This window comes from Salmonella sp. SSDFZ69, from assembly GCF_004010755.1.
Classification (GTDB): Bacteria; Pseudomonadota; Gammaproteobacteria; order Enterobacterales; family Enterobacteriaceae; genus Salmonella; species Salmonella enterica.
On the sequence record NZ_CP034831.1, the window covers coordinates 1,068,735 to 1,087,747 of the forward strand.

Annotated in this window: 19 protein-coding genes and 5 tRNA genes; 14 read left to right on the forward strand and 10 right to left on the reverse strand. The window is 54.0% G+C overall.

Features of this window, described 5'->3' with window-relative positions; translation table 11 throughout:
* Positions 1-60: 60 nt before the first annotated feature.
* Together norW and norV are read right to left on the reverse strand one after the other, a co-directional pair.
* Entirely contained in the window at positions 61-1,194 is a 1,134-nt protein-coding gene (norW, locus tag EOS98_RS05300) for an NADH:flavorubredoxin reductase NorW (protein WP_127821145.1), read from the reverse strand.
* Positions 1,191-2,630 (reverse strand): anaerobic nitric oxide reductase flavorubredoxin, encoded by a 1,440-nt coding sequence (gene norV, locus EOS98_RS05305; RefSeq protein ID WP_000026011.1) that lies wholly within the window; start codon positions 2,628-2,630, stop codon positions 1,191-1,193. Before norV ends, norW begins: the two co-directional genes overlap by 4 nt.
* A 185-nt stretch (positions 2,631-2,815) precedes the next feature.
* Between norV and norR the strand changes: the two genes are divergently transcribed.
* Positions 2,816-4,336 (forward strand): nitric oxide reductase transcriptional regulator NorR, encoded by a 1,521-nt coding sequence (gene norR, locus EOS98_RS05310; RefSeq protein WP_126523885.1) that lies wholly within the window; start codon positions 2,816-2,818, stop codon positions 4,334-4,336.
* Here the strand turns inward: norR and gutQ are convergent.
* The 7 genes from gutQ to srlA all read right to left on the reverse strand — a co-directional run bounded on the left by gutQ (position 4,333) and on the right by srlA (position 9,394).
* Positions 4,333-5,298: an arabinose-5-phosphate isomerase GutQ gene (gene gutQ / locus EOS98_RS05315; RefSeq protein ID WP_001278201.1), complete on the reverse strand. Its 966-nt coding sequence runs from the start codon at positions 5,296-5,298 to the stop codon at positions 4,333-4,335. The two genes, norR and gutQ, sit on opposite strands and share 4 nt — an antisense overlap.
* Entirely contained in the window at positions 5,291-6,064 is a 774-nt protein-coding gene (srlR, locus tag EOS98_RS05320; protein WP_000804536.1) for a glucitol operon DNA-binding transcriptional repressor SrlR, read from the reverse strand. The genes gutQ and srlR overlap by 8 nt, the downstream gene beginning before the upstream one ends.
* Positions 6,065-6,261: 197 nt before the next feature.
* Positions 6,262-6,621, reverse strand: a complete 360-nt coding sequence (gene gutM, locus EOS98_RS05325) for a transcriptional regulator GutM (RefSeq protein WP_000255198.1) — start codon at positions 6,619-6,621, stop codon at positions 6,262-6,264.
* A 76-nt stretch (positions 6,622-6,697) separates the two neighbouring features.
* Positions 6,698-7,477, reverse strand: coding sequence for a sorbitol-6-phosphate dehydrogenase (srlD, locus tag EOS98_RS05330; RefSeq protein ID WP_010835023.1), 780 nt, complete (start codon positions 7,475-7,477; stop codon positions 6,698-6,700).
* An 11-nt stretch (positions 7,478-7,488) separates the two neighbouring features.
* Positions 7,489-7,851: a PTS glucitol/sorbitol transporter subunit IIA gene (srlB, locus tag EOS98_RS05335; RefSeq protein WP_001645799.1), complete on the reverse strand. Its 363-nt coding sequence runs from the start codon at positions 7,849-7,851 to the stop codon at positions 7,489-7,491.
* Positions 7,852-7,862: 11 nt separating this feature from the next.
* Positions 7,863-8,834, reverse strand: a complete 972-nt coding sequence (locus EOS98_RS05340; RefSeq protein ID WP_000199039.1) for a PTS glucitol/sorbitol transporter subunit IIB — start codon at positions 8,832-8,834, stop codon at positions 7,863-7,865.
* Positions 8,831-9,394, reverse strand: coding sequence for a PTS glucitol/sorbitol transporter subunit IIC (srlA, locus tag EOS98_RS05345; protein ID WP_000573335.1), 564 nt, complete (start codon positions 9,392-9,394; stop codon positions 8,831-8,833). The genes EOS98_RS05340 and srlA overlap by 4 nt, the downstream gene beginning before the upstream one ends.
* 252 nt (positions 9,395-9,646) lie before the next feature.
* Here srlA and mltB point away from each other — a divergent pair, with 252 nt between their 5' ends.
* Entirely contained in the window at positions 9,647-10,726 is a 1,080-nt protein-coding gene (mltB, locus tag EOS98_RS05350) for a lytic murein transglycosylase B (RefSeq protein WP_000476831.1), read from the forward strand.
* A 37-nt stretch (positions 10,727-10,763) separates the two neighbouring features.
* Here the strand turns inward: mltB and EOS98_RS24780 are convergent, their stop codons facing one another.
* On the reverse strand, positions 10,764-11,009 hold the full coding sequence (locus EOS98_RS24780; protein WP_126523886.1) for a hypothetical protein: 246 nt from the start codon (positions 11,007-11,009) through the stop codon (positions 10,764-10,766).
* Positions 11,010-11,204: 195 nt separating this feature from the next.
* Here EOS98_RS24780 and pncC point away from each other — a divergent pair, with 195 nt between their 5' ends.
* From pncC to EOS98_RS05420, 12 genes are all read left to right on the forward strand, one after another.
* Positions 11,205-11,702, forward strand: a complete 498-nt coding sequence (gene pncC, locus EOS98_RS05360) for a nicotinamide-nucleotide amidase (RefSeq protein WP_010835022.1) — start codon at positions 11,205-11,207, stop codon at positions 11,700-11,702.
* Between the two features lie 84 nt (positions 11,703-11,786).
* Positions 11,787-12,848 (forward strand): recombinase RecA, encoded by a 1,062-nt coding sequence (recA, locus tag EOS98_RS05365; protein WP_000963150.1) that lies wholly within the window; start codon positions 11,787-11,789, stop codon positions 12,846-12,848.
* A 116-nt stretch (positions 12,849-12,964) separates the two neighbouring features.
* Entirely contained in the window at positions 12,965-13,465 is a 501-nt protein-coding gene (gene recX, locus EOS98_RS05370) for a recombination regulator RecX (RefSeq protein ID WP_001294863.1), read from the forward strand.
* A 235-nt stretch (positions 13,466-13,700) separates the two neighbouring features.
* Entirely contained in the window at positions 13,701-16,331 is a 2,631-nt protein-coding gene (alaS, locus tag EOS98_RS05380) for an alanine--tRNA ligase (protein ID WP_126523887.1), read from the forward strand.
* 234 nt (positions 16,332-16,565) lie between these two features.
* Positions 16,566-16,751, forward strand: a complete 186-nt coding sequence (csrA, locus tag EOS98_RS05385; protein ID WP_000906486.1) for a carbon storage regulator CsrA — start codon at positions 16,566-16,568, stop codon at positions 16,749-16,751.
* Positions 16,752-17,054: 303 nt separating this feature from the next.
* Positions 17,055-17,147 (forward strand) — tRNA-Ser (locus tag EOS98_RS05390).
* Between the two features lie 3 nt (positions 17,148-17,150).
* Positions 17,151-17,227: transfer RNA gene (locus tag EOS98_RS05395), tRNA-Arg, on the forward strand.
* A 61-nt stretch (positions 17,228-17,288) separates the two neighbouring features.
* Positions 17,289-17,365 (forward strand) — tRNA-Arg (locus tag EOS98_RS05400).
* Positions 17,366-17,427: 62 nt separating this feature from the next.
* Positions 17,428-17,504 (forward strand) — tRNA-Arg (locus tag EOS98_RS05405).
* A 193-nt stretch (positions 17,505-17,697) separates the two neighbouring features.
* Positions 17,698-17,774, forward strand: a tRNA-Arg gene (locus EOS98_RS05410).
* 229 nt (positions 17,775-18,003) lie between these two features.
* Positions 18,004-18,570 carry a fructose-1-phosphate/6-phosphogluconate phosphatase gene (gene yqaB, locus EOS98_RS05415; RefSeq protein ID WP_000271296.1) on the forward strand — a complete coding sequence of 189 codons (567 nt, stop codon included), beginning with the start codon at positions 18,004-18,006 and terminating at the stop codon, positions 18,568-18,570.
* On the forward strand, positions 18,567-18,992 hold the full coding sequence (locus tag EOS98_RS05420; RefSeq protein WP_001279499.1) for a YqaA family protein: 426 nt from the start codon (positions 18,567-18,569) through the stop codon (positions 18,990-18,992). The genes yqaB and EOS98_RS05420 overlap by 4 nt, the downstream gene beginning before the upstream one ends.
* The last annotated feature ends 21 nt before the right edge of the window (positions 18,993-19,013 follow it).

A 19,013-nucleotide genomic window follows, 5' to 3' on the forward strand; every position in this document is an offset into this window, starting at 1 on the left:
AACAGATGCTCATTCTTAGGCCGGATAAGACGCGAAGCGGCGCTATCCGGCATCACAGGCTTATACGGACAACGTTTTCAGCAGTGCAAAGGCCTCTTTCATGCGGTCTTCACTCACCACAAAGGCGCGTAGCTGGCCTTCTCCACTCATGCCTTTGGCAATCATACCGTCAGATTCTGCGGTAATCTGCCAGCTCAAATCGCGGCGCTGAGTTTCTCCCGCCAGATGCAGCGGCAGTTCCGGCGTTTTGACTTTGACCAGCATCGCCGGTAGCTTCAGCGGCGCGTTGCCGCCGAGCAGATTTTTCGCCAGGTACATCGCGCTTAACTGGATCGGTTGCAGGAAGGGCAGCACCTGACCGTTGATCTCCGCGCAGTCGCCGATCGCATAAATATCCGGGTGACTGGTCTGTAGATAGCTATCCACGCAGACGCCGCGGTTGACGGCTACTCCGGCGCGGCGCGCCAGAGCGGTTTCCGGGCGTAAGCCGGTGGCGGCAATCACCGCATCGACCTCAATACTATGCTGGCTTACCAGCGTAGCGCGGATACCGGCTTCGGTTTTCTCCAGTTTTTGCAACTGCGATTTCAGCAGCAGATGCACCCCCATATCGGTCAGGTGATGCTGTAAGCGACTGCTCACTTCCGGTGGCATCAGTGAGGCGAGAAGGCTGGCGGCGTTATCCATCAGCGTTACCGTTTTCCCGGCGCGGCAGAAATCCATCGCTAATTCACTGCCAATGAGACCGCCGCCGACAATCAGCACTCGCTGCGCGTCGCGCAGTTGTGTCTCACAGGCGCGGTACTCTTGCTGGCTATTCAAAGTAAGCATTAACTCACGTCCTGCAATCGGCGGCACAAAGGCTGTCGCCCCGGTCGCCAGTACCAGCTTGTCGTACTGCCACTGCTTATCCTGACTTTTCACCACATGGGCATCGGCATCAATGTCAGCAACCCTGGTATGCGGGAACAGTCGCAGATTAAACTGTTCAGCAAATTCCCCCGCTAACTGGCGGGTGAGATCATCGGCGCGCTGCGACTGGCTGATAACGTGGCTGAGATCGGGCTTGTTATACTCATCCATGCTGTCCGCCGCAATCAGGGTTAACGGCACATGCGCATCTTGTTTACGGATATTTTTGACGAGCTGGCGGGCGGCGAAGCCCGACCCAATAATGATGATTCCCCGACTCATTTTGCCTCCGTCGCCAGTACGTCGAACACGTCTTTACCTAATGAACATTCCGGGCACAGGAAGTTATCCGGCACGTCGTTCCACGGCGTACCCGGCGCGACATCCTGCAACGGCTCGCCCAGCGCAGGGTCGTAAATCCACTGGCATACGCTGCATTGCATTTTGGGGCCGAGGTCTGCGGCGGCGCAGGTTGTGGTTTCTTCGACTGGCGCGGTTTTCTGTGTGGTTTCCGGCAGCGGAGCAAGCGCCCACTGACGCGCGATGTCGCGACCGTGCTGACGGCACAACTCCAGCGCATCCAGATCCGGACGCCATTTCGCTTTCAGACTCAGGGACATTTCAAAACCGGCATCCTGTAAGCGCGTGGACAGTCGATCCACCGCGCCGCCGCTCCAGCCATGAGAACCGAAGGCGCTGGCGCGTTTGTTGCGAAAGCGCAGGCCGGTCATCTCTTCCACCAGACCAGCGATTTTCGGCATCATCACGTTGTTCATGGTAGAAGTGCCGACCAGCACGCCTTTCGAACGGAAGACGTTGGTCAATATTTCATTTTTATCGCTGCGGGCGACGTTAAAGATTTTGACCGCCACGTTGGGGTCCACTTCGTTGATACCCTGCGCGATGGCATCCGCCATCATGCGAGTATTGTTCGACATGGTATCGTAGAAAATAGTGATACGATCTTCCTGATAATCTGCCGCCCATTTCAGATACAGTTCCACGATTTGCGTTGGGTTGTCGCGCCATACCACGCCGTGTGAGGTGGCAATCATATCCACCGGCAGGTTGAAGCCGAGGATTTCGGTAATTTTTGGCGTTACCAGACGGCTGAACGGCGTCAGGATATTGGCGTAGTAGCGCTGGCATTGTTCAAACAGTTCAGTTTGGTCCACTTCATCATTGAACAGGCGCTCGTCGCAGTAGTGCTGACCAAAGGCGTCGTTGCTGAATAACACCGCGTCGCCGGTCATATAGGTCATCATGCTGTCCGGCCAGTGCAGCATCGGCGTTTCCACGAAGATCAACTGCTTGCCGTTGCCGATATCCAGCGTATCGCCGGTTTTCACCACCTTAAAATTCCATTCCGGGTGATGGTGATGGCCGTTGATAGAGTCAATGGCGTTGGCGGTACAGTAGATAGGCGTGTCCGGGATCTGCGCCATCAGTTCGGTCAGCGCGCCTGCATGGTCTTCTTCGGCATGGTTAATGATGATGTAGTCGATGTCCGCGAGGTCGATTTCACTGCGCAGATTTTGCACAAACTCACGGCTAAACTTATGATCGACGGTATCGATCAGCACATTCTTTTCTTCACGAATGAGATAGCTGTTATAGCTGCTGCCACGCAGCGTTTTGTATTCAGTGCCGTGAAAATCACGTACTTCCCAGTCGCGTTGACCAACCCAATGAATATTATTTTTAACCAGAATAGACATAACCACCTCAATTCATTCAACGTTTACAAAAAGTTGTTTTGCTTATTGCAGGTAGTGTGCCAACTTTTCATCTTGTTGATTTGTATGAAGTTATATTGGTTTTTTATTTTTGGTGTAGTCAAAAAGACTATAAATGATGTTGTCAATATGACACTATAGGTTGTCAAAATGACAATGAGGTAACCATGAGTTTTTCCGTGGAGGTATTGGCGGGCATCGCCATTGAGTTACAACGCGGCATTGGGCATCAGGATCGTTTTCAGCGGCTGATTACTACGCTGCGTCAGGTGCTGGCGTGCGACGCCTCGGCGCTGCTGCGCTATGAATCACGACAATTTATTCCACTGGCGATTGATGGCCTGGCGCAGGACGTTCTCGGCAGACGTTTTACCCTGGAAGGGCATCCGCGCCTGGAAGCCATCGCCCGCGCGGGGGACGTGGTGCGTTTTCCGGCTGATAGCGATTTACCCGATCCGTATGACGGATTAATTCCCGGACAGGAAAGCCTGAAAGTCCACGCTTGTGTTGGTCTGCCGCTGTTTGCCGGGCAGAACCTCATCGGTGCGCTGACCCTTGATGCTATGACGCCGGAGCAGTTCGAGGTATTTAGCGATGAAGAGCTACGGCTTGTCGCCGCGCTGGCCGCCGGGGCATTGAGTAATGCGCTGTTAATTGAACAACTGGAAAGCCAGAACATACTGCCGGGGTCGTCAGGCGTGTTTGAACCGGTAAAAGAGACGCACATGATCGGCCTGTCGCCGGCGATGACGCAGTTGAAAAAAGAGATCGAGATTGTGGCGGGCTCCGATCTTAACGTGCTGATCGGCGGTGAAACGGGGACCGGTAAAGAGCTGGTGGCGAAAGCTATTCACCAGGGCTCCCCCAGAGCGGTCAATCCGCTGGTCTATCTCAACTGCGCCGCGCTGCCGGAAAGCGTGGCGGAGAGCGAGTTGTTTGGTCATGTAAAAGGGGCTTTTACCGGGGCTATCAGTAATCGTAGCGGTAAGTTCGAAATGGCAGATAACGGTACGCTGTTTCTGGATGAGATTGGCGAACTGTCGCTGGCGCTACAGGCCAAGCTACTTCGCGTGTTGCAGTATGGCGATATTCAGCGCGTCGGCGACGATCGTAGCCTGCGCGTGGATGTGCGGGTGTTGGCGGCGACCAACCGTGACCTGCGTGAAGAGGTGCTGGCAGGGCGTTTTCGCGCCGATCTGTTCCATCGCCTGAGCGTTTTCCCGCTCTTTGTGCCGCCGCTGCGCGAGCGCGGCGATGATGTGGTGCTGCTGGCGGGCTATTTTTGCGAGCAGTGCCGACTGCGGCTGGGGCTGTCCCGCGTGGTGCTGAGTCCCGACGCGCGCCGCCATTTGCTCAACTATGGCTGGCCGGGCAACGTCCGGGAGCTGGAACATGCCATTCACCGTGCGGTTGTACTGGCGAGAGCGACCCGGGCAGGGGATGAGGTGATACTGGAGGCGCAGCATTTTGCTTTGCCAGAGGACGTTTTACCCGCGCCGCCTGCGGAAAGCTTTCTGGCGCTGCCGACTTGCCGCAATTTGCGCGAATCGACGGAGAACTTCCAGCGAGAGATGATTCGCCAGGCGCTGGCGCAAAATAATCATAACTGGGCGGCCAGCGCGCGGGCGCTGGAAACCGACGTCGCCAACCTGCATCGGCTGGCGAAGCGTCTGGGACTGAAGGATTAGATAATCCCCGCCTGGTAGAAATCCTGTAGGTTAATGGCGCCGGTGAGTTTGCCGTTTTCATCGACCACTGGCGCGGCGGTAATTTTGCGTTTCATCAGGAGCTCTTTGGCGTCAATGGCGCGGCTTTGCGCCTGGAGCGTAATACCGTTGGGCGTCATGGCTTCGCTTACCGGCGTGGTGAGCGCGCCGCCGCCCACCAGCCAGCGACGCAGGTCGCCGTCGGTAAAGACGCCTTTCACAACATGTTGCTCATCGCAAACCGCCACCAGCCCCAGCCCGGTACGGCTAAGTTCCAGCATGGCATCCATCACGCTGGTGGCAAGCATCACCTGCGGTATTGCATCGCCCTGGCGCATCAGGTGATGCACATTATTGAGCAAACGCGCGCCCAGTGCGCCAGCCGGATGCGAACGGGCGAAATCTTCTTCGTTAAAACCGCGCGCCTGCATGACCGCCATCGCCAGCGCATCGCCCATCATCAGCGTATTGACGGTACTGGACGTTGGTGCCAGATGCATCGGGCAGGCTTCACGCTCGACGGAAATATCCAGAACGGCTTTTGCCGCTCGCCCCAGCGGAGAGTGAAGTTTACCGGTCATCGCCAGCAGCGCGACGGATTTATCTTCCAGACGCGGGATGATGAGGTCGAGTTCTTTTGCGCCGCCGGAATAGGAGATAAATAACATCACGTCGCGGCTTTCAATCATCCCCAGATCGCCATGCAGTGCTTCCGCCGGATGAACAAAAAAAGCGGGAGTACCGGTACTGGCAAGCGTCGCGGCGATTTTTTTACCAATATGACCTGATTTACCAATACCGGAAACGATCACTTTGCCTTCACAGTGAATAATGATATTGGCGGCGCGGACAAAATCATCGCCCAGACGCTCCGGCAGACGGCTGGCTTCCTGTAGCTCCAGCATTAAGGTCTGACGGCCCGCGTTTAGTAGTGCATCACTCATTGCTTTCTCCGGTTATGATTACTTCAATCCCTTTTGCTTCCAGCGCCTGACGAAATGCCGGATCGATCCCCGCGTCCGTGATCAGTTTGTCGACGGTTTCCAGACTGCACACCACATTGGGGCTTTTACGACCAAATTTTGAGGAGTCCGCCATCAGAATCACCTCGCGTGCTGCATTGCACATTGCGTTACTGACGGTGTAAACCTCATTGAACGTGGTCACACCGACATTCAGGTCAATACCGTCAGTTCCCATGAAAAGTTTATCAAAGCTGAATTGCTCAAAGGCGTTTTCCGCCAGTTGACCGTGAAACGACGCCGATTTTTTACGGAAGGTGCCGCCGGGCATCAGGATAGTTTGTTCGTTGTCCAGTTCCGATAGCGCGTTAACAATATGGAGGCTGTTGGTCATCACCGTGATGTTGCTAAAACGCGAAAGCAACGGCACCATCTGTAACACGGTACTTCCGGCGTCCAGAATAATGGAATCGCCATCATGGATATATTTCACAGCGGCTGCGGCTATCAGCGCTTTTTTGTGGGTGTTGATAAGCGTTTTGTGATCAATAGGCGGATCGGACTCTTCTTTATTCAACACCACGCCGCCATAGGTGCGGATGACGGTTCCGGCATTTTCCAGAATGACCAGATCTTTACGGATAGTGGTGCCTGTCGTGTCAAAGTACTGGGCCAGTTCTTCAACCGAGCATTTTCCCTGTTTTTGCAGGTGCTCCAGAATCGCGGCCTGACGCTGACGAGGTTTCATAGGCGTGATTACCCTGACTTATGTATTTACCCGTCATACTTCACGCTGCATGTGCGTTGGCTTTCCTCGCTTACCCCGGTCACGTACTGATGTACGCTCCTGGGATTCACTGCGTCGCCGCCTTCCTGCAACTCGAATTATTTAGGGTATTGGTTGCAAAATGATAATTTCGCAAGCTATACGCATTCACAACGAAATTACCCATGTTTCAGTTTAAGCGCCAATGATAGTGCATTCTGCGCGAGCGAATCATGGGGAAAGATCACATCAGGCTGTAATTCATGCAAATGTTTTCCTTGCATTGCGGCAATTTTAACCGGTCTGGCGAATACCGTAAGGCCTTTCATCAATAAAGTGTCCGTCACCCGCTGCTGTTCGTCCAGCGCCACGGCAACCACCACCCGGGGCTTAAAACGCCCGCCGGAGCGCCCGACGCCGACCCGCCCCTGTTGGCTAAGTTTATCGAAAGCCCGATTAAAGCGGGAAATCTGCCAGCCGCCCAGCGCCAGCTGCGCACACCAGGCGATAACGGCGACGGTAATCAGAGTGGAAACCATAATGTGCTCCTGTTGGTTTGCCTGATGGCGGCGTAACCGTCTTATCCGGCCTACGGCGCCATCCGACAATTCACGGTCAGAACATCACTTGACCGCCGGTTACGTTGATCGACTGCCCGGTGCAATAAGACGCTTTCGGGCTGGCATAAAATAGCAGCATGTTCAGCACATCCTGATAATCACACCCGCGTTTGAGCGGTACCTTATCAATGTAATACTGTTCCACCTCGTCGGGCTTAATGCCCAGTTTAGTGGCGTATTGCGGCAGCAGTGACTGGAACATTGGCGATTTCAACAGGTTGCCGAGCATCAACGAGTGTACGGTAATGCCGTATTCCGCCAGATCCAGCGCCAGAGACTGGGTTAACCCCACGCCGCCGAATTTCGCCGCGCTGTAGCCGGAGTTGTGTTTACTGCCCACTTTGCCGGATTTAGAGTTAATCTGAATAATGCGCCCCTGAATGCTGTCGCGGATCATCAGGCGGGAAAACTCACGGGCGCAGAGGAAATAGCCCACCAGATTCACCTGTAGCGAGCGGTCAAAATCGCCCAACTGGAAATCGCTGATAAACGCCGCTTTGGCGATACCCGCGCTGTAAACCAGCAGATCGACGCGCCCGAAAATCTCGTCTACGCCGCGGGACAGCGCCAGCACGCTCTGCTCGCTGGTAGCGTCGGCGCCAAAACCGTACGCCATACCTTCGCCAAAATCGGCGTTAATTTCCTGGGCGACATTCGCGGCTTTATCGCTTTGAATATCAACGACCGCCACGCGGTATCCTTCTTCTGCAAGCCCACGGCAAAGGAATGCCCCCAGGGTCTGGCCTCCGCCAATGACAACGGCAACTTGATTCATGTTTTTTCTCCTTAAGCGACAAACGTCAAAATACAGCCCGGCGCGATATCGTCCGGTACAGGCCCCGCAACGTGTACGGTGCCGGGAAATTCCGCTTCACGCAGACCATCGAAGCGCAAAGTGATATGCCCCAGTTCACGCAGGTTTTGCTCGGCTACGCTGCCGACCGCCGTGACCGGATAGCAATGTTGGCCCAATTCACACCGCGCGCCAGGCTGCAGCGCGCCGGTCAGTTCGCCATGACAATGGATGAAGCAAAATTCTTCGATATCCGCCGGCGCGCCTTCCCGAAACGTAATCAGCATCTGTTCGCCGAGCGCCTCCTTCGCGTTCTGGCCGATACGGGTGATGGTGGTTTGATAAATCACGCTCATGTCTGAACCTCTTATTGATAGATAAAGCCGGAAACAAACCAGGCGATAAGTACCGTGGGCGCGCCAGTCAGGAAGCGTCCGACCAGCACAGAAGGTACGCCGACGCGAACGGTGTCTTGTTTCGCTTCCGCCAGTGACAGGCCGACCGGGATAAAGTCGCAGGCCGCCTGCGCGTTAATCGCGAACAGGGCGGGAAGCGCCAGATGCGGGGGGATATTGCCCAGGCCTATCTGAACGCCGATCAGGACGCCAATGACCTGAGCGATAACCGCGCCAGGGCCGAGAAAGGGCGACAGCAGCGGGAAAGAGCAGATCAATGCCAGCGTCACCAGCCCCAGTGGATGGCTGGCTAATGGCGCCAGGCCGTGGGCGATCCAGTCGCCAAGACCTGAGGCCATAATGATGCCGATCAGCGCCGAAACGAACGCCATAAACGGCAGGATTGTTTTCAGGACCGTATCAATGGTGTCGCGACCGGACTGGAACAGTACCGCCACGGCGGAGCCCATTCCCATACCGACTTTTGCCAGCAGCCCGTCGCTCTGCTCGGTGATTTTTTTGCTGGTGTCGTAGTCACGTCCTAATGTCGTTTTGGCAGGCTGGGGACTGGCAGGCGTTTCGCCGACAAGAGTAATGTTTTCTTCTTTTACGCCGGAGACATAAATATCCTCAACAATATACTGCGCCAGTGGGCCGGACTTACCCGTCGAGTGAATATTAATGGTTGGAATCCGGCGTTTCGGATAGATACCGCAGCGCAGCGTACCGCCGCAGTCGATAATGGCCGCGCCGATTTCCGCTTCCGGCGGTTCGCCTTCTTTAAAGCCGTCCACCGCTTGCCAGCCTGTTAGTTGCGCCAGTTTGTCGACGATCGCCGGGCGCGTACCGGCTGTGATATAGACGATCTTTTTGCCTGGCGTAACGTCCAGTTCAAGCGGGCCGCCCCAGCCGCCGGCGCCTTTCTCAATACGAACCCGTGTCATGATACCGCTCCTGTCAGATGAACTTTCTGCTCAAGTTGAATCCCCATTTTTTTCTCAAAAATAGCGGTGGTGAGATCGGTTACCCAACCGCGGAAGAAGTTCGTCACCAGACCTACCAGCAGATAGCTCACCGCGAGCGGGCCGAGAGGAAGCCCTAACGTGGTGAGTCCGCTGGCGATACCCAGATAAACAAACAGTTCGCCGGGATTGATATGCGGAAACAGACCGTTCATGGAGTGACAGCTATAGGAGGCCGCCGCGTAATAGCTCGGCTTGTACTTCTCCGGCATAAAGCGTCCCAGGCTCAGGGTCATCGGATTACAAAAGACAAATGTCCCGATAAACGGTAAAAGCAGGTAACGGGATAGCGGATTTCCGGCACAACGTTGGGCAAAACGCTCAATACGCTGCTGGCCGATAAAATTGATGAGCGCATTCATGATAACCAGCAGGCTTATCAGTAGCGGAAGAATACCTGTCACCATACCGGTAAACACCTCTCCGCCTTTCTGGAATAACCCGATGAACCACTCCGCACCATGTGTAATGGTTTCGATCATTGTTCTCTCCTGTAGGGTTTTTAGTTTTCTTGCTAATTTCCTGTTCATTGTAATCATGTTGAAAGATTCAAAAGTGTTATTGTGATCGCAAAATAAAAGAAAAATATTTTAAGTTGAAAGATTGCGGGGTGGGGGAGCGGATACAAACTGAAAAGAGGAGAAAGGTGATTTATTCTCTTGTGCCGCTTCCTTGTGCGGCGGGGGATGCTTTACCATACTTCTCCCTGGCTGAATTTGTTTAATGGATGTCTCATGTTCAAGCGTCGTTATGTAGCGTTACTTCCACTTTGCGTATTGCTTGCTGCCTGTAGCAGCACGCCAAAATCTTCCGGGACTCAAGCGACGACGGGCACGTCTTCCGGCGGCTTCCTGCTTGAGCCGCAGCATAACGTCATGCAAATGGGCGGCGACTTCGCCAACAACCCTAATGCGCAGCAGTTCATTGATAAAATGGTCAGTAAACACGGTTTCGACCGTCAGCAGCTGCAGGAGATCCTCTCGCAGTCTAAAAGACTGGATTACGTCCTGCGTCTGATGGACAGACAAGCGCCGACCACTCAGCCGCCCGCCGGACCAAATGGCGCCTGGCTGCGCTACCGCAAACAATTTATTACGCCGGATAACGTGCAAAACGGCGTCGCGTTCTGGAATCAGTATGAAGACGCGCTGAACCGCGCCTGGCAGGTATACGGCGTACCGCCGGAGATCATCGTGGGCATCATCGGCGTGGAAACCCGCTGGGGACGTATCATGGGGAAAACGCGGATTCTGGACGCGCTGGCGACGCTGTCATTTAACTATCCGCGCCGGGCGGAATATTTCTCCGGCGAGCTGGAAACCTTCCTGCTCATGGCGCGCGATGAGCAAGACGATCCGCTCAATCTGAAAGGTTCCTTTGCGGGCGCGATGGGCTACGGCCAGTTTATGCCGTCTTCCTATAAAGAATATGCGGTCGATTTCAATGGCGATGGGCACATTAACTTGTGGGATCCGGTAGATGCCATCGGCAGTGTGGCGAACTACTTCAAGGCGCATGGTTGGGTGAAAGGCGATACGGTTGCGGTGCCAGCGAATGGTCAGGCGCCGGGACTGGCGAATGGTTTCAAAACAAAATACAGCCTCTCTCAGCTTGCCGCCGCAGGCTTAACGCCGCAGCAATCGTTGGGCAATCATCAGGAAGCCAGCCTGCTGCGTCTGGATATCGGTACGGGCTACCAGTACTGGTACGGCCTGCCGAACTTCTACACCATTACCCGATATAACCACAGCACGCATTATGCGATGGCGGTTTGGCAACTGGGCCAGGCGGTAGCGCTGGCGCGGGTGCGCTAATTTACGCTTAGGGAGGGGAGCCCCCCCTCCGCTATTATTATGGCTTTTTGGGCTGATTCTCTGCCTGCAAGTGGGATATCGTCTTTGATAGTGCCAGACTATATCCCAGACATCCCAGGCCTAAGATAATTTGACCGCCATCATACGGTTCAAAATAGCCTGACGACAATATATTCAGTACTCCCATTCCTAATGAACATACTCCACCCACAATTAACCACAGCCGTAGTTGACAGGTTTGTTTCAGTTTGTGCTGTGTGCTTTCCGTTTTTTTGAGTGACATCCTTGCTTTCTCTCCGTGCGTGTAAATTTAGCGACATGGTACTGCTATTTAGTCATGTGCTACCTCATTTCATTCTGCATAAATAACCTGCTGGCATTTTTTCGGAATCCGACTCGTAAAATCGACTGCTCGTCCCCATCTCTGGTGAGAAAGTGCTATCTTGTGCGGCAGGATTTCTAACTGACAGAGGTCATGATGACTGACAGTGAACTGATGCGGCTTAGCGAGCAGGTCGGGCTGGCGTTAAAAGCGCGCGGGGCGACCGTAACGACAGCAGAGTCCTGTACCGGCGGCTGGCTGGCGAAAGCCATTACCGACACCGCCGGAAGCTCCGCCTGGTTTGAACGCGGCTTTGTCACCTATAGTAATGAAGCCAAAGCGCAGATGATTGGCGTGCGTGAAGAGACTCTGGCGCAGCATGGCGCGGTCAGCGAACCCGTAGTGGTCGAAATGGCGATCGGGGCGCTGAAGGCCGCTCGCGCCGATTTTGCTGTCGCTATTAGCGGGATTGCCGGGCCGGATGGCGGCAGTGAAGAAAAGCCGGTTGGTACGGTGTGGTTTGCTTTCGCCAGCGTCAGCGGAGAAGGGATTACGCGTCGGGAATGCTTCAGCGGCGACCGTGAATCGGTGCGTCGACAGGCGACGACGTACGCGCTACAAACCCTGTGGCAACAATTTCTACAAAACACTTGATACTGTATGAGCATACAGTATAATTGCTTCAACAGTACGAATTCACTATCCGGTTCAATACCAAGTTGCATGACAGGAGTAATAATGGCTATCGACGAAAATAAACAGAAAGCGTTGGCGGCAGCACTGGGCCAAATTGAAAAGCAATTTGGTAAAGGCTCCATCATGCGTCTGGGTGAAGACCGTTCTATGGATGTGGAAACTATCTCCACCGGTTCGCTTTCACTGGACATCGCACTCGGTGCGGGCGGTCTGCCGATGGGGCGTATCGTCGAAATTTACGGGCCGGAATCTTCCGGTAAAACGACCCTGACGCTGCAGGTGATTGCCGCTGCGCAGCGTGAAGGTAAAACCTGTGCGTTTATCGATGCGGAACACGCGCTTGACCCTGTTTACGCACGCAAGCTGGGCGTCGATATCGATAACCTGCTCTGCTCTCAGCCGGATACCGGCGAGCAGGCGCTGGAAATCTGTGACGCGCTGGCGCGTTCAGGCGCGGTGGACGTCATTGTGGTCGACTCCGTAGCGGCGCTAACGCCGAAAGCGGAAATCGAAGGCGAAATCGGCGACTCTCACATGGGCCTCGCGGCGCGTATGATGAGCCAGGCGATGCGTAAGCTGGCGGGGAACCTGAAACAGTCCAACACGCTGTTGATTTTCATCAACCAGATCCGTATGAAGATTGGCGTGATGTTCGGTAACCCGGAAACCACCACCGGCGGTAACGCGCTGAAATTCTACGCCTCTGTTCGTCTTGATATCCGTCGTATTGGCGCGGTGAAAGAGGGCGATAATGTCGTGGGTAGCGAAACGCGTGTGAAAGTGGTGAAAAACAAAATCGCCGCGCCGTTTAAGCAGGCCGAGTTCCAGATCCTCTACGGTGAAGGCATCAACTTCTATGGCGAACTGGTTGACCTGGGCGTGAAAGAGAAGCTGATCGAGAAAGCGGGCGCATGGTACAGCTACAACGGCGAGAAGATTGGCCAGGGCAAAGCGAACGCGACTACCTGGCTGAAAGAGAACCCGGCGACAGCGAAAGAGATCGAGAAAAGGGTTCGTGAATTACTGTTGAGTAATCAGAATGCCACGCCCGATTTCGCCGTTGACGATAGCGAAGGCGTTGCAGAAACCAACGAAGATTTTTAATCATCAGGTGATGGTGGGTCGGACAAAACGAAGCCGCCATTCAGCAAAACGTTAAATTACCATCAAGGGCTGCATTTATGCGGCCCTTTTGGCATTTCTCCCTGTTAAGGTTTTTTATGAGTGAACCCACATCGCGCCGTCCCGCTTATGCTCGTCTCCTTGATCGTGCGGTACGTATTCTTGCTGTCCGCGATCACAGCGAGCAGGAATTACGGCGTAAACTCTCCGCGCCGGTGATGGGCAAAAATGGGCCGGAAGAGATTGATGCGACGGCAGACGATTATGAACGCGTGATCGCCTGGTGCCACGAACATCACTATCTTGATGACGAGCGCTTCGTGATGCGCTTTATCGCCAGTCGTAGCCGCAAAGGCTATGGCCCGGCGCGTATTCGCCAGGAGTTGAATCAGAAAGGCATTTCCCGTGAATCGACTGAAAAAGCGATGCGAGAATGTGAAATTGACTGGAGTGAAATGGCACGTGAACAGGCCGTTCGCAAATATGGCGAGCCGCTCCCTTCAAACTTTTCAGAAAAGGTTAAGGTACAGCGCTTTTTGCTCTATCGCGGGTATCTGATGGACGATATCCAGCAAATATGGCGAAATTTTGCAGATTGAGCGCATACGGGATTTTACTTCCCGGTAAAGAAAACTTATCTTATTCCCACTTTTTCCGTCTGGACGCGGGTTGCTTAACGGCGAACAGCGTCTGCGACGAATATTCCTTAAATACACAAAATCATTCAAGCCGCATCAAAGCGGCAAGTGAGCCTCGGGAACGCGTGACCGGGAAACTCGCAGCCAACGCAGAGGCGGCCTGAAGGATGAAGTGTAGCTTGATTTCAGGATAATTATGAGCAAGAGCACCGCTGAGATCCGTCAGGCGTTTCTCGACTTTTTCCATAGTAAAGGGCATCAGGTAGTTGCCAGCAGTTCCCTGGTGCCTAACAATGACCCCACTCTTTTGTTTACCAATGCCGGGATGAACCAGTTCAAGGATGTTTTCCTTGGGCTCGATAAACGTAATTATTCCCGTGCAACCACTTCCCAGCGTTGCGTACGCGCGGGGGGTAAACACAACGATCTGGAAAACGTCGGATACACTGCACGTCACCATACTTTCTTCGAAATGCTGGGCAACTTCAGCTTCGGCGATTACTTCAAACACGACGCCATTCAGTTCGCATGGGAATTACTGACCGGTGAAAACTGGTTTGCTCTGCCAAAAGAGCGTTTATGGGTCACCGTTTATGAAACCGACGACGAAGCCTATGAGATCTGGGAAAAAGAAGTCGGCATCCCGCGCGAGCGTATCATCCGTATCGGCGACAATAAAGGCGCGCCATACGCATCGGATAACTTCTGGCAGATGGGCGATACCGGTCCCTGCGGTCCGTGCACCGAAATCTTCTACGATCATGGCGACCACATCTGGGGCGGCCCTCCGGGAAGCCCGGAAGAAGACGGCGATCGCTATATTGAGATCTGGAACATCGTCTTTATGCAGTTCAACCGTCAGGCTGACGGGGCTATGGAACCATTGCCGAAACCGTCTGTAGATACCGGTATGGGGCTGGAGCGTATTGCCGCGGTACTGCAGCACGTTAACTCTAACTATGACATCGACCTGTTCCGCACGTTGATTGAAGCGGTAGCGAAAGTCACCGGCGCTACCGATCTGGGTAATAAATCGCTGCGCGTTATCGCCGACCACATCCGTTCTTGCGCATTCCTGGTTGCCGATGGCGTGCTGCCGTCGAATGAAAACCGTGGTTATGTGCTGCGTCGCATTATTCGTCGCGCGGTTCGTCACGGCAACATGCTGGGCGCGAAAGAGACCTTCTTCTACAAGCTGGTTGGGCCGCTGATTGAGGTAATGGGCTCCGCAGGCGAAGAGTTGAAACGTCAGCAGGCGCAGGTCGAGCAGGTTCTGAAAACGGAAGAAGAGCAGTTCGCTCGTACGCTGGAGCGCGGTCTGGCGCTGCTGGATGAAGAACTGGCGAAATTGCAGGGCGACACCCTGGACGGCGAAACCGCTTTCCGTCTGTATGATACTTATGGTTTCCCGGTCGATCTAACGGCGGACGTCTGCCGTGAGCGCAACATCAAAGTCGACGAAGCCGGTTTTGAAGCCGCCATGGAAGAGCAACGCCGTCGCGCGCGCGAAGCTAGCGGTTTTGGCGCGGACTACAACGCGATGATCCGCGTTGATAGCGCTTCTGAATTTAAAGGTTATGACCATCTGGAACTGAACGGCAAAGTGACTGCGCTGTTTGTCGATGGTAAAGCGGTTGAAGCGATTAACGCGGGACAGGAAGCGGTTGTCGTGCTGGATCAGACCCCATTCTATGCGGAATCAGGCGGTCAGGTTGGCGATAAAGGCGAGCTGAAAGGCGCTGGATTTACTTTCGCTGTGGACGACACGCAAAAATATGGTCAGGCGATTGGTCACCTCGGCAAATTGTCTGCGGGCGCTCTGAAAGTGGGCGATGCGGTACAGGCTGACGTAGATGAAGCGCGCCGCGCACGTATCCGTCTGAACCACTCCGCCACGCACCTGATGCACGCGGCGTTGCGCCAGGTGCTTGGGACACACGTTGCGCAGAAAGGTTCGCTGGTTAGCGATAAAGTGCTGCGCTTCGACTTCTCGCACAATGAAGCGATGAAGCCGTCGGAGATTCGTGAGGTTGAAGATTTGGTGAATGCGCAAATTCGCCGCAACCTGCCGATTGAAACGAACATCATGGATCTCGACGCGGCGAAGGCGAAAGGGGCCATGGCGCTGTTTGGCGAGAAATACGACGAACGTGTACGCGTTCTGAGCATGGGCGATTTTTCTACCGAACTGTGCGGCGGTACTCACGCCAGTCGTACCGGTGATATCGGTCTATTCCGTATTATCTCTGAGTCCGGCACCGCAGCGGGCATTCGTCGTATTGAGGCGGTAACCGGTGAAGGCGCTATGGCCACCGTTCATGCGCAAAGCGATCGCTTAAACGATATTGCGCATCTGCTGAAGGGCGACAGCCAGAATCTGGGCGACAAAGTGCGTGCCGTGCTGGAACGTACACGTCAGCTGGAAAAAGAGTTGCAGCAGTTGAAGGACCAGGCCGCAGCGCAGGAGAGTGTAAATCTTTCCAGTAAAGCGGTCGATCTCAACGGCGTGAAGCTCCTGGTCAGCGAGCTTGCTGGTATTGAGCCGAAAATGCTGCGAACCATGGTTGATGATCTGAAAAATCAACTGGGGTCTACCGTTATCGTACTGGCAACGGTTGTTGAAGGTAAGGTTTCTCTGATTGCGGGCGTGTCGAAGGATGTGACCGACCGGGTTAAAGCAGGGGAATTGATTGGTATGGTCGCTCAGCAGGTGGGCGGTAAGGGTGGCGGTCGTCCGGACATGGCGCAAGCCGGTGGTACGGATGCGGCAGCTCTGCCTGCAGCGTTAGCCAGTGTACAAGGCTGGGTCAGCGCAAAATTGCAATAATTATAAGCGTTCGTTGGCGCCGCAGCTCGTGCTGCGGCGTTTACGTCAACGCTATCGACAACGATAAAGTCAGGTTGAAGTTTTGTATATCGGCTAAACTTAGGTTTAACAGAATGTAATGCCATGACTGCTTACACCTAAGGTGTTTGTCATCGCTTACTTTTTGGCGTTATATGATGGATAATGCCGGGATACAGAGAGACCCGACTCTTTTAATCTTTCAAGGAGCAAAGAATGCTGATTCTGACTCGTCGAGTTGGTGAGACCCTCATGATTGGCGATGAGGTCACCGTGACAGTTTTAGGGGTGAAGGGCAACCAGGTGCGTATTGGCGTGAACGCCCCGAAAGAAGTTTCTGTCCATCGTGAAGAGATCTACCAGCGTATCCAGGCTGAAAAATCCCAGCAGTCCAGTTACTAAGGTTTTCGCGTCTCACTTTTCGGGTGAGACGCAGCCTCTCTTCTCGCTCGCCCGCGTTGTCCCTTCATGACTTTTTTCAACCTCACTGTTGATATGGTGCGCTTTTGGCGGCCAGCGTGTCATCAAATTATCTGTTGATAAAACACTCTTTTTGGCTTTTTTACAGACTAATTGAGCGTGAAGTGTGCAAACGATAAAAGCTCTGGAAAAATTGTTTGACTTATAAGTCCCAGAAAGTAATATGTGCGCCACGCAGCGACGATGAGCAGAACAAGTTCTTCGAAGCACTCGTAAGAGGCGTGTGGTGAGGTGGCCGAGAGGCTGAAGGCGCTCCCCTGCTAAGGGAGTATGCGGTCAAAAGCTGCATCCGGGGTTCGAATCCCCGCCTCACCGCCATTTGCATCCGTAGCTCAGCTGGATAGAGTACTCGGCTACGAACCGAGCGGTCGGAGGTTCGAATCCTCCCGGATGCACCATCTCTTACTTGATACGGCTTTCCCGCGGTATCAAAATCTGCAGTAAAGTAAGTTTCCCGATGCATCCGTAGCTCAGCTGGATAGAGTACTCGGCTACGAACCGAGCGGTCGGAGGTTCGAATCCTCCCGGATGCACCATCTCTTACTTGATACGGCTTTCACCGCGGTATCAATATCGGCAGTAAAGCAAGTTTTCCGATGCATCCGTAGCTCAGCTGGATAGAGTACTCGGCTACGAACCGAGCGGTCGGAGGTTCGAATCCTCCCGGATGCACCATATTCTCCGTACTTTCAGTGATGAAGATACGGATAAGATAGCGGTAATCACCGCTGGCACCAGGAAGGATAACGTTGCATCAGCAACGGCCCGAAGGGCGAGCCTTAAGGCGAGTAATCCTCCCGGATGCACCATCTTATTTAGTGTGGCAGTAAATGCGACATCAAATCTTGTAGTAAACATCATTTCCAATGCATCCGTAGCTCAGCTGGATAGAGTACTCGGCTACGAACCGAGCGGTCGGAGGTTCGAATCCTCCCGGATGCACCATATTCTCCGTACTTTCAGCAATGCAGATAAGATAGCGGTAATCACCGCTGGCATCAGAAGGATAACGTTGCGTCAGCAACGGCCCATAAGGTGAATGATCCTCCCGGATACGTCACTGCCCTGCAATCGCTTTTCCCCTTATCCTGAATATACCTCTTCATCTCTATTAGCGACAAAATCAACCAATTGCGATAAAGTACTGTCTGGTTATTCGGTTTGCGAGAACACGATGTACGCACGTTATGCTGGTTTGATTTTTGATATGGACGGTACTCTCCTGGATACCGAACCCACGCATCGCAAAGCGTGGCGTGAGGTTTTGGGGCGCTATGGTCTTCGTTTTGATGAACAGGCAATGGTCGCGCTTAACGGTTCGCCAACCTGGCTTATCGCCCAGTCAATCATTGAGCTTAACCATGCCGATCTTGATCCCCTGTCACTGGCGCGTGAGAAAACCGACGCGGTAAAAAGCATCCTGCTGGACTGCGTAGAACCGCTGCCGCTGGTTGAGGTGGTCAAAGCGTGGCATGGGCGGCGTCCCATGTCGGTCGGTACCGGTAGCGAAAGCGCTATCGCGGAAGCCTTGTTAGCGCATCTGGGGCTGCGTCGTTATTTTGATGCGGTTGTGGCGGCAGATCACGTACAGCATCACAAACCTGCGCCTGACACCTTCCTACTGTGCGCCCAGCGGATGGGCGTCATGCCGACGCAGTGCGTGGTATTTGAAGATGCCGATTTTGGTTTACAGGCGGCGCGGGCGGCGGGAATGGATGCCGTGGATGTTCGACTATTGTGAGTGACGGACTGTCGCTCCTGTCTCTGTTTGCCAGTAGTTTTCTCAGCGCGACGCTGTTACCCGGTAATTCTGAGGTGGTTTTGGTTGCTATGCTGGTCTCCGGCGTCAGCCATCCCTGGGTCTTAGTCTTAACAGCAACAATGGGTAATAGCCTTGGAGGGGTAACTAACGTTATTCTTGGGCGTTTCTTTCCGCTGCGCAAAACGTCGCGCTGGCAGGAAAAAGCGACTGGCTGGCTAAAGCGTTATGGCGCAGCCACACTATTATTAAGCTGGATGCCGGTCATCGGTGATTTGTTGTGCCTGTTAGCGGGATGGATGCGCATCCCGTGGGGGCGGACGATCTTTTTTTTGTGTCTTGGTAAGGCGCTGCGCTATGTTGCGCTCGCAGCGGCGACGGTTCAGGGCATGATGTGGTGGTAATAATTGTAGGTTTGGCATGTA

Excerpts from the sequence above, each read along its gene's own strand:
- gutM (WP_000255198.1), bottom strand. The coding sequence starts at position 6,621 with ATGGTTTCCACTCTGATTACCGTCGCCGTTATCGCCTGGTGTGCGCAG.
- alaS (WP_126523887.1), top strand. The coding sequence starts at position 13,701 with ATGAGCAAGAGCACCGCTGAGATCCGTCAGGCGTTTCTCGACTTTTTC.
- recX (WP_001294863.1), top strand. The coding sequence starts at position 12,965 with ATGAGTGAACCCACATCGCGCCGTCCCGCTTATGCTCGTCTCCTTGAT.
- gutQ (WP_001278201.1), bottom strand. The coding sequence starts at position 5,298 with ATGAGTGATGCACTACTAAACGCGGGCCGTCAGACCTTAATGCTGGAG.
- srlD (WP_010835023.1), bottom strand. The coding sequence starts at position 7,477 with ATGAATCAAGTTGCCGTTGTCATTGGCGGAGGCCAGACCCTGGGGGCA.
- pncC (WP_010835022.1), top strand. The coding sequence starts at position 11,205 with ATGACTGACAGTGAACTGATGCGGCTTAGCGAGCAGGTCGGGCTGGCG.
- yqaB (WP_000271296.1), top strand. The coding sequence starts at position 18,004 with ATGTACGCACGTTATGCTGGTTTGATTTTTGATATGGACGGTACTCTC.
- mltB (WP_000476831.1), top strand. The coding sequence starts at position 9,647 with ATGTTCAAGCGTCGTTATGTAGCGTTACTTCCACTTTGCGTATTGCTT.
- norV (WP_000026011.1), bottom strand. The coding sequence starts at position 2,630 with ATGTCTATTCTGGTTAAAAATAATATTCATTGGGTTGGTCAACGCGAC.
- recA (WP_000963150.1), top strand. The coding sequence starts at position 11,787 with ATGGCTATCGACGAAAATAAACAGAAAGCGTTGGCGGCAGCACTGGGC.
- norR (WP_126523885.1), top strand. The coding sequence starts at position 2,816 with ATGAGTTTTTCCGTGGAGGTATTGGCGGGCATCGCCATTGAGTTACAA.
- srlA (WP_000573335.1), bottom strand. The coding sequence starts at position 9,394 with ATGATCGAAACCATTACACATGGTGCGGAGTGGTTCATCGGGTTATTC.
- srlR (WP_000804536.1), bottom strand. The coding sequence starts at position 6,064 with ATGAAACCTCGTCAGCGTCAGGCCGCGATTCTGGAGCACCTGCAAAAA.
- csrA (WP_000906486.1), top strand. The coding sequence starts at position 16,566 with ATGCTGATTCTGACTCGTCGAGTTGGTGAGACCCTCATGATTGGCGAT.
- EOS98_RS05340 (WP_000199039.1), bottom strand. The coding sequence starts at position 8,834 with ATGACACGGGTTCGTATTGAGAAAGGCGCCGGCGGCTGGGGCGGCCCG.
- EOS98_RS24780 (WP_126523886.1), bottom strand. The coding sequence starts at position 11,009 with ATGTCACTCAAAAAAACGGAAAGCACACAGCACAAACTGAAACAAACC.
- srlB (WP_001645799.1), bottom strand. The coding sequence starts at position 7,851 with ATGAGCGTGATTTATCAAACCACCATCACCCGTATCGGCCAGAACGCG.
- norW (WP_127821145.1), bottom strand. The coding sequence starts at position 1,194 with ATGAGTCGGGGAATCATCATTATTGGGTCGGGCTTCGCCGCCCGCCAG.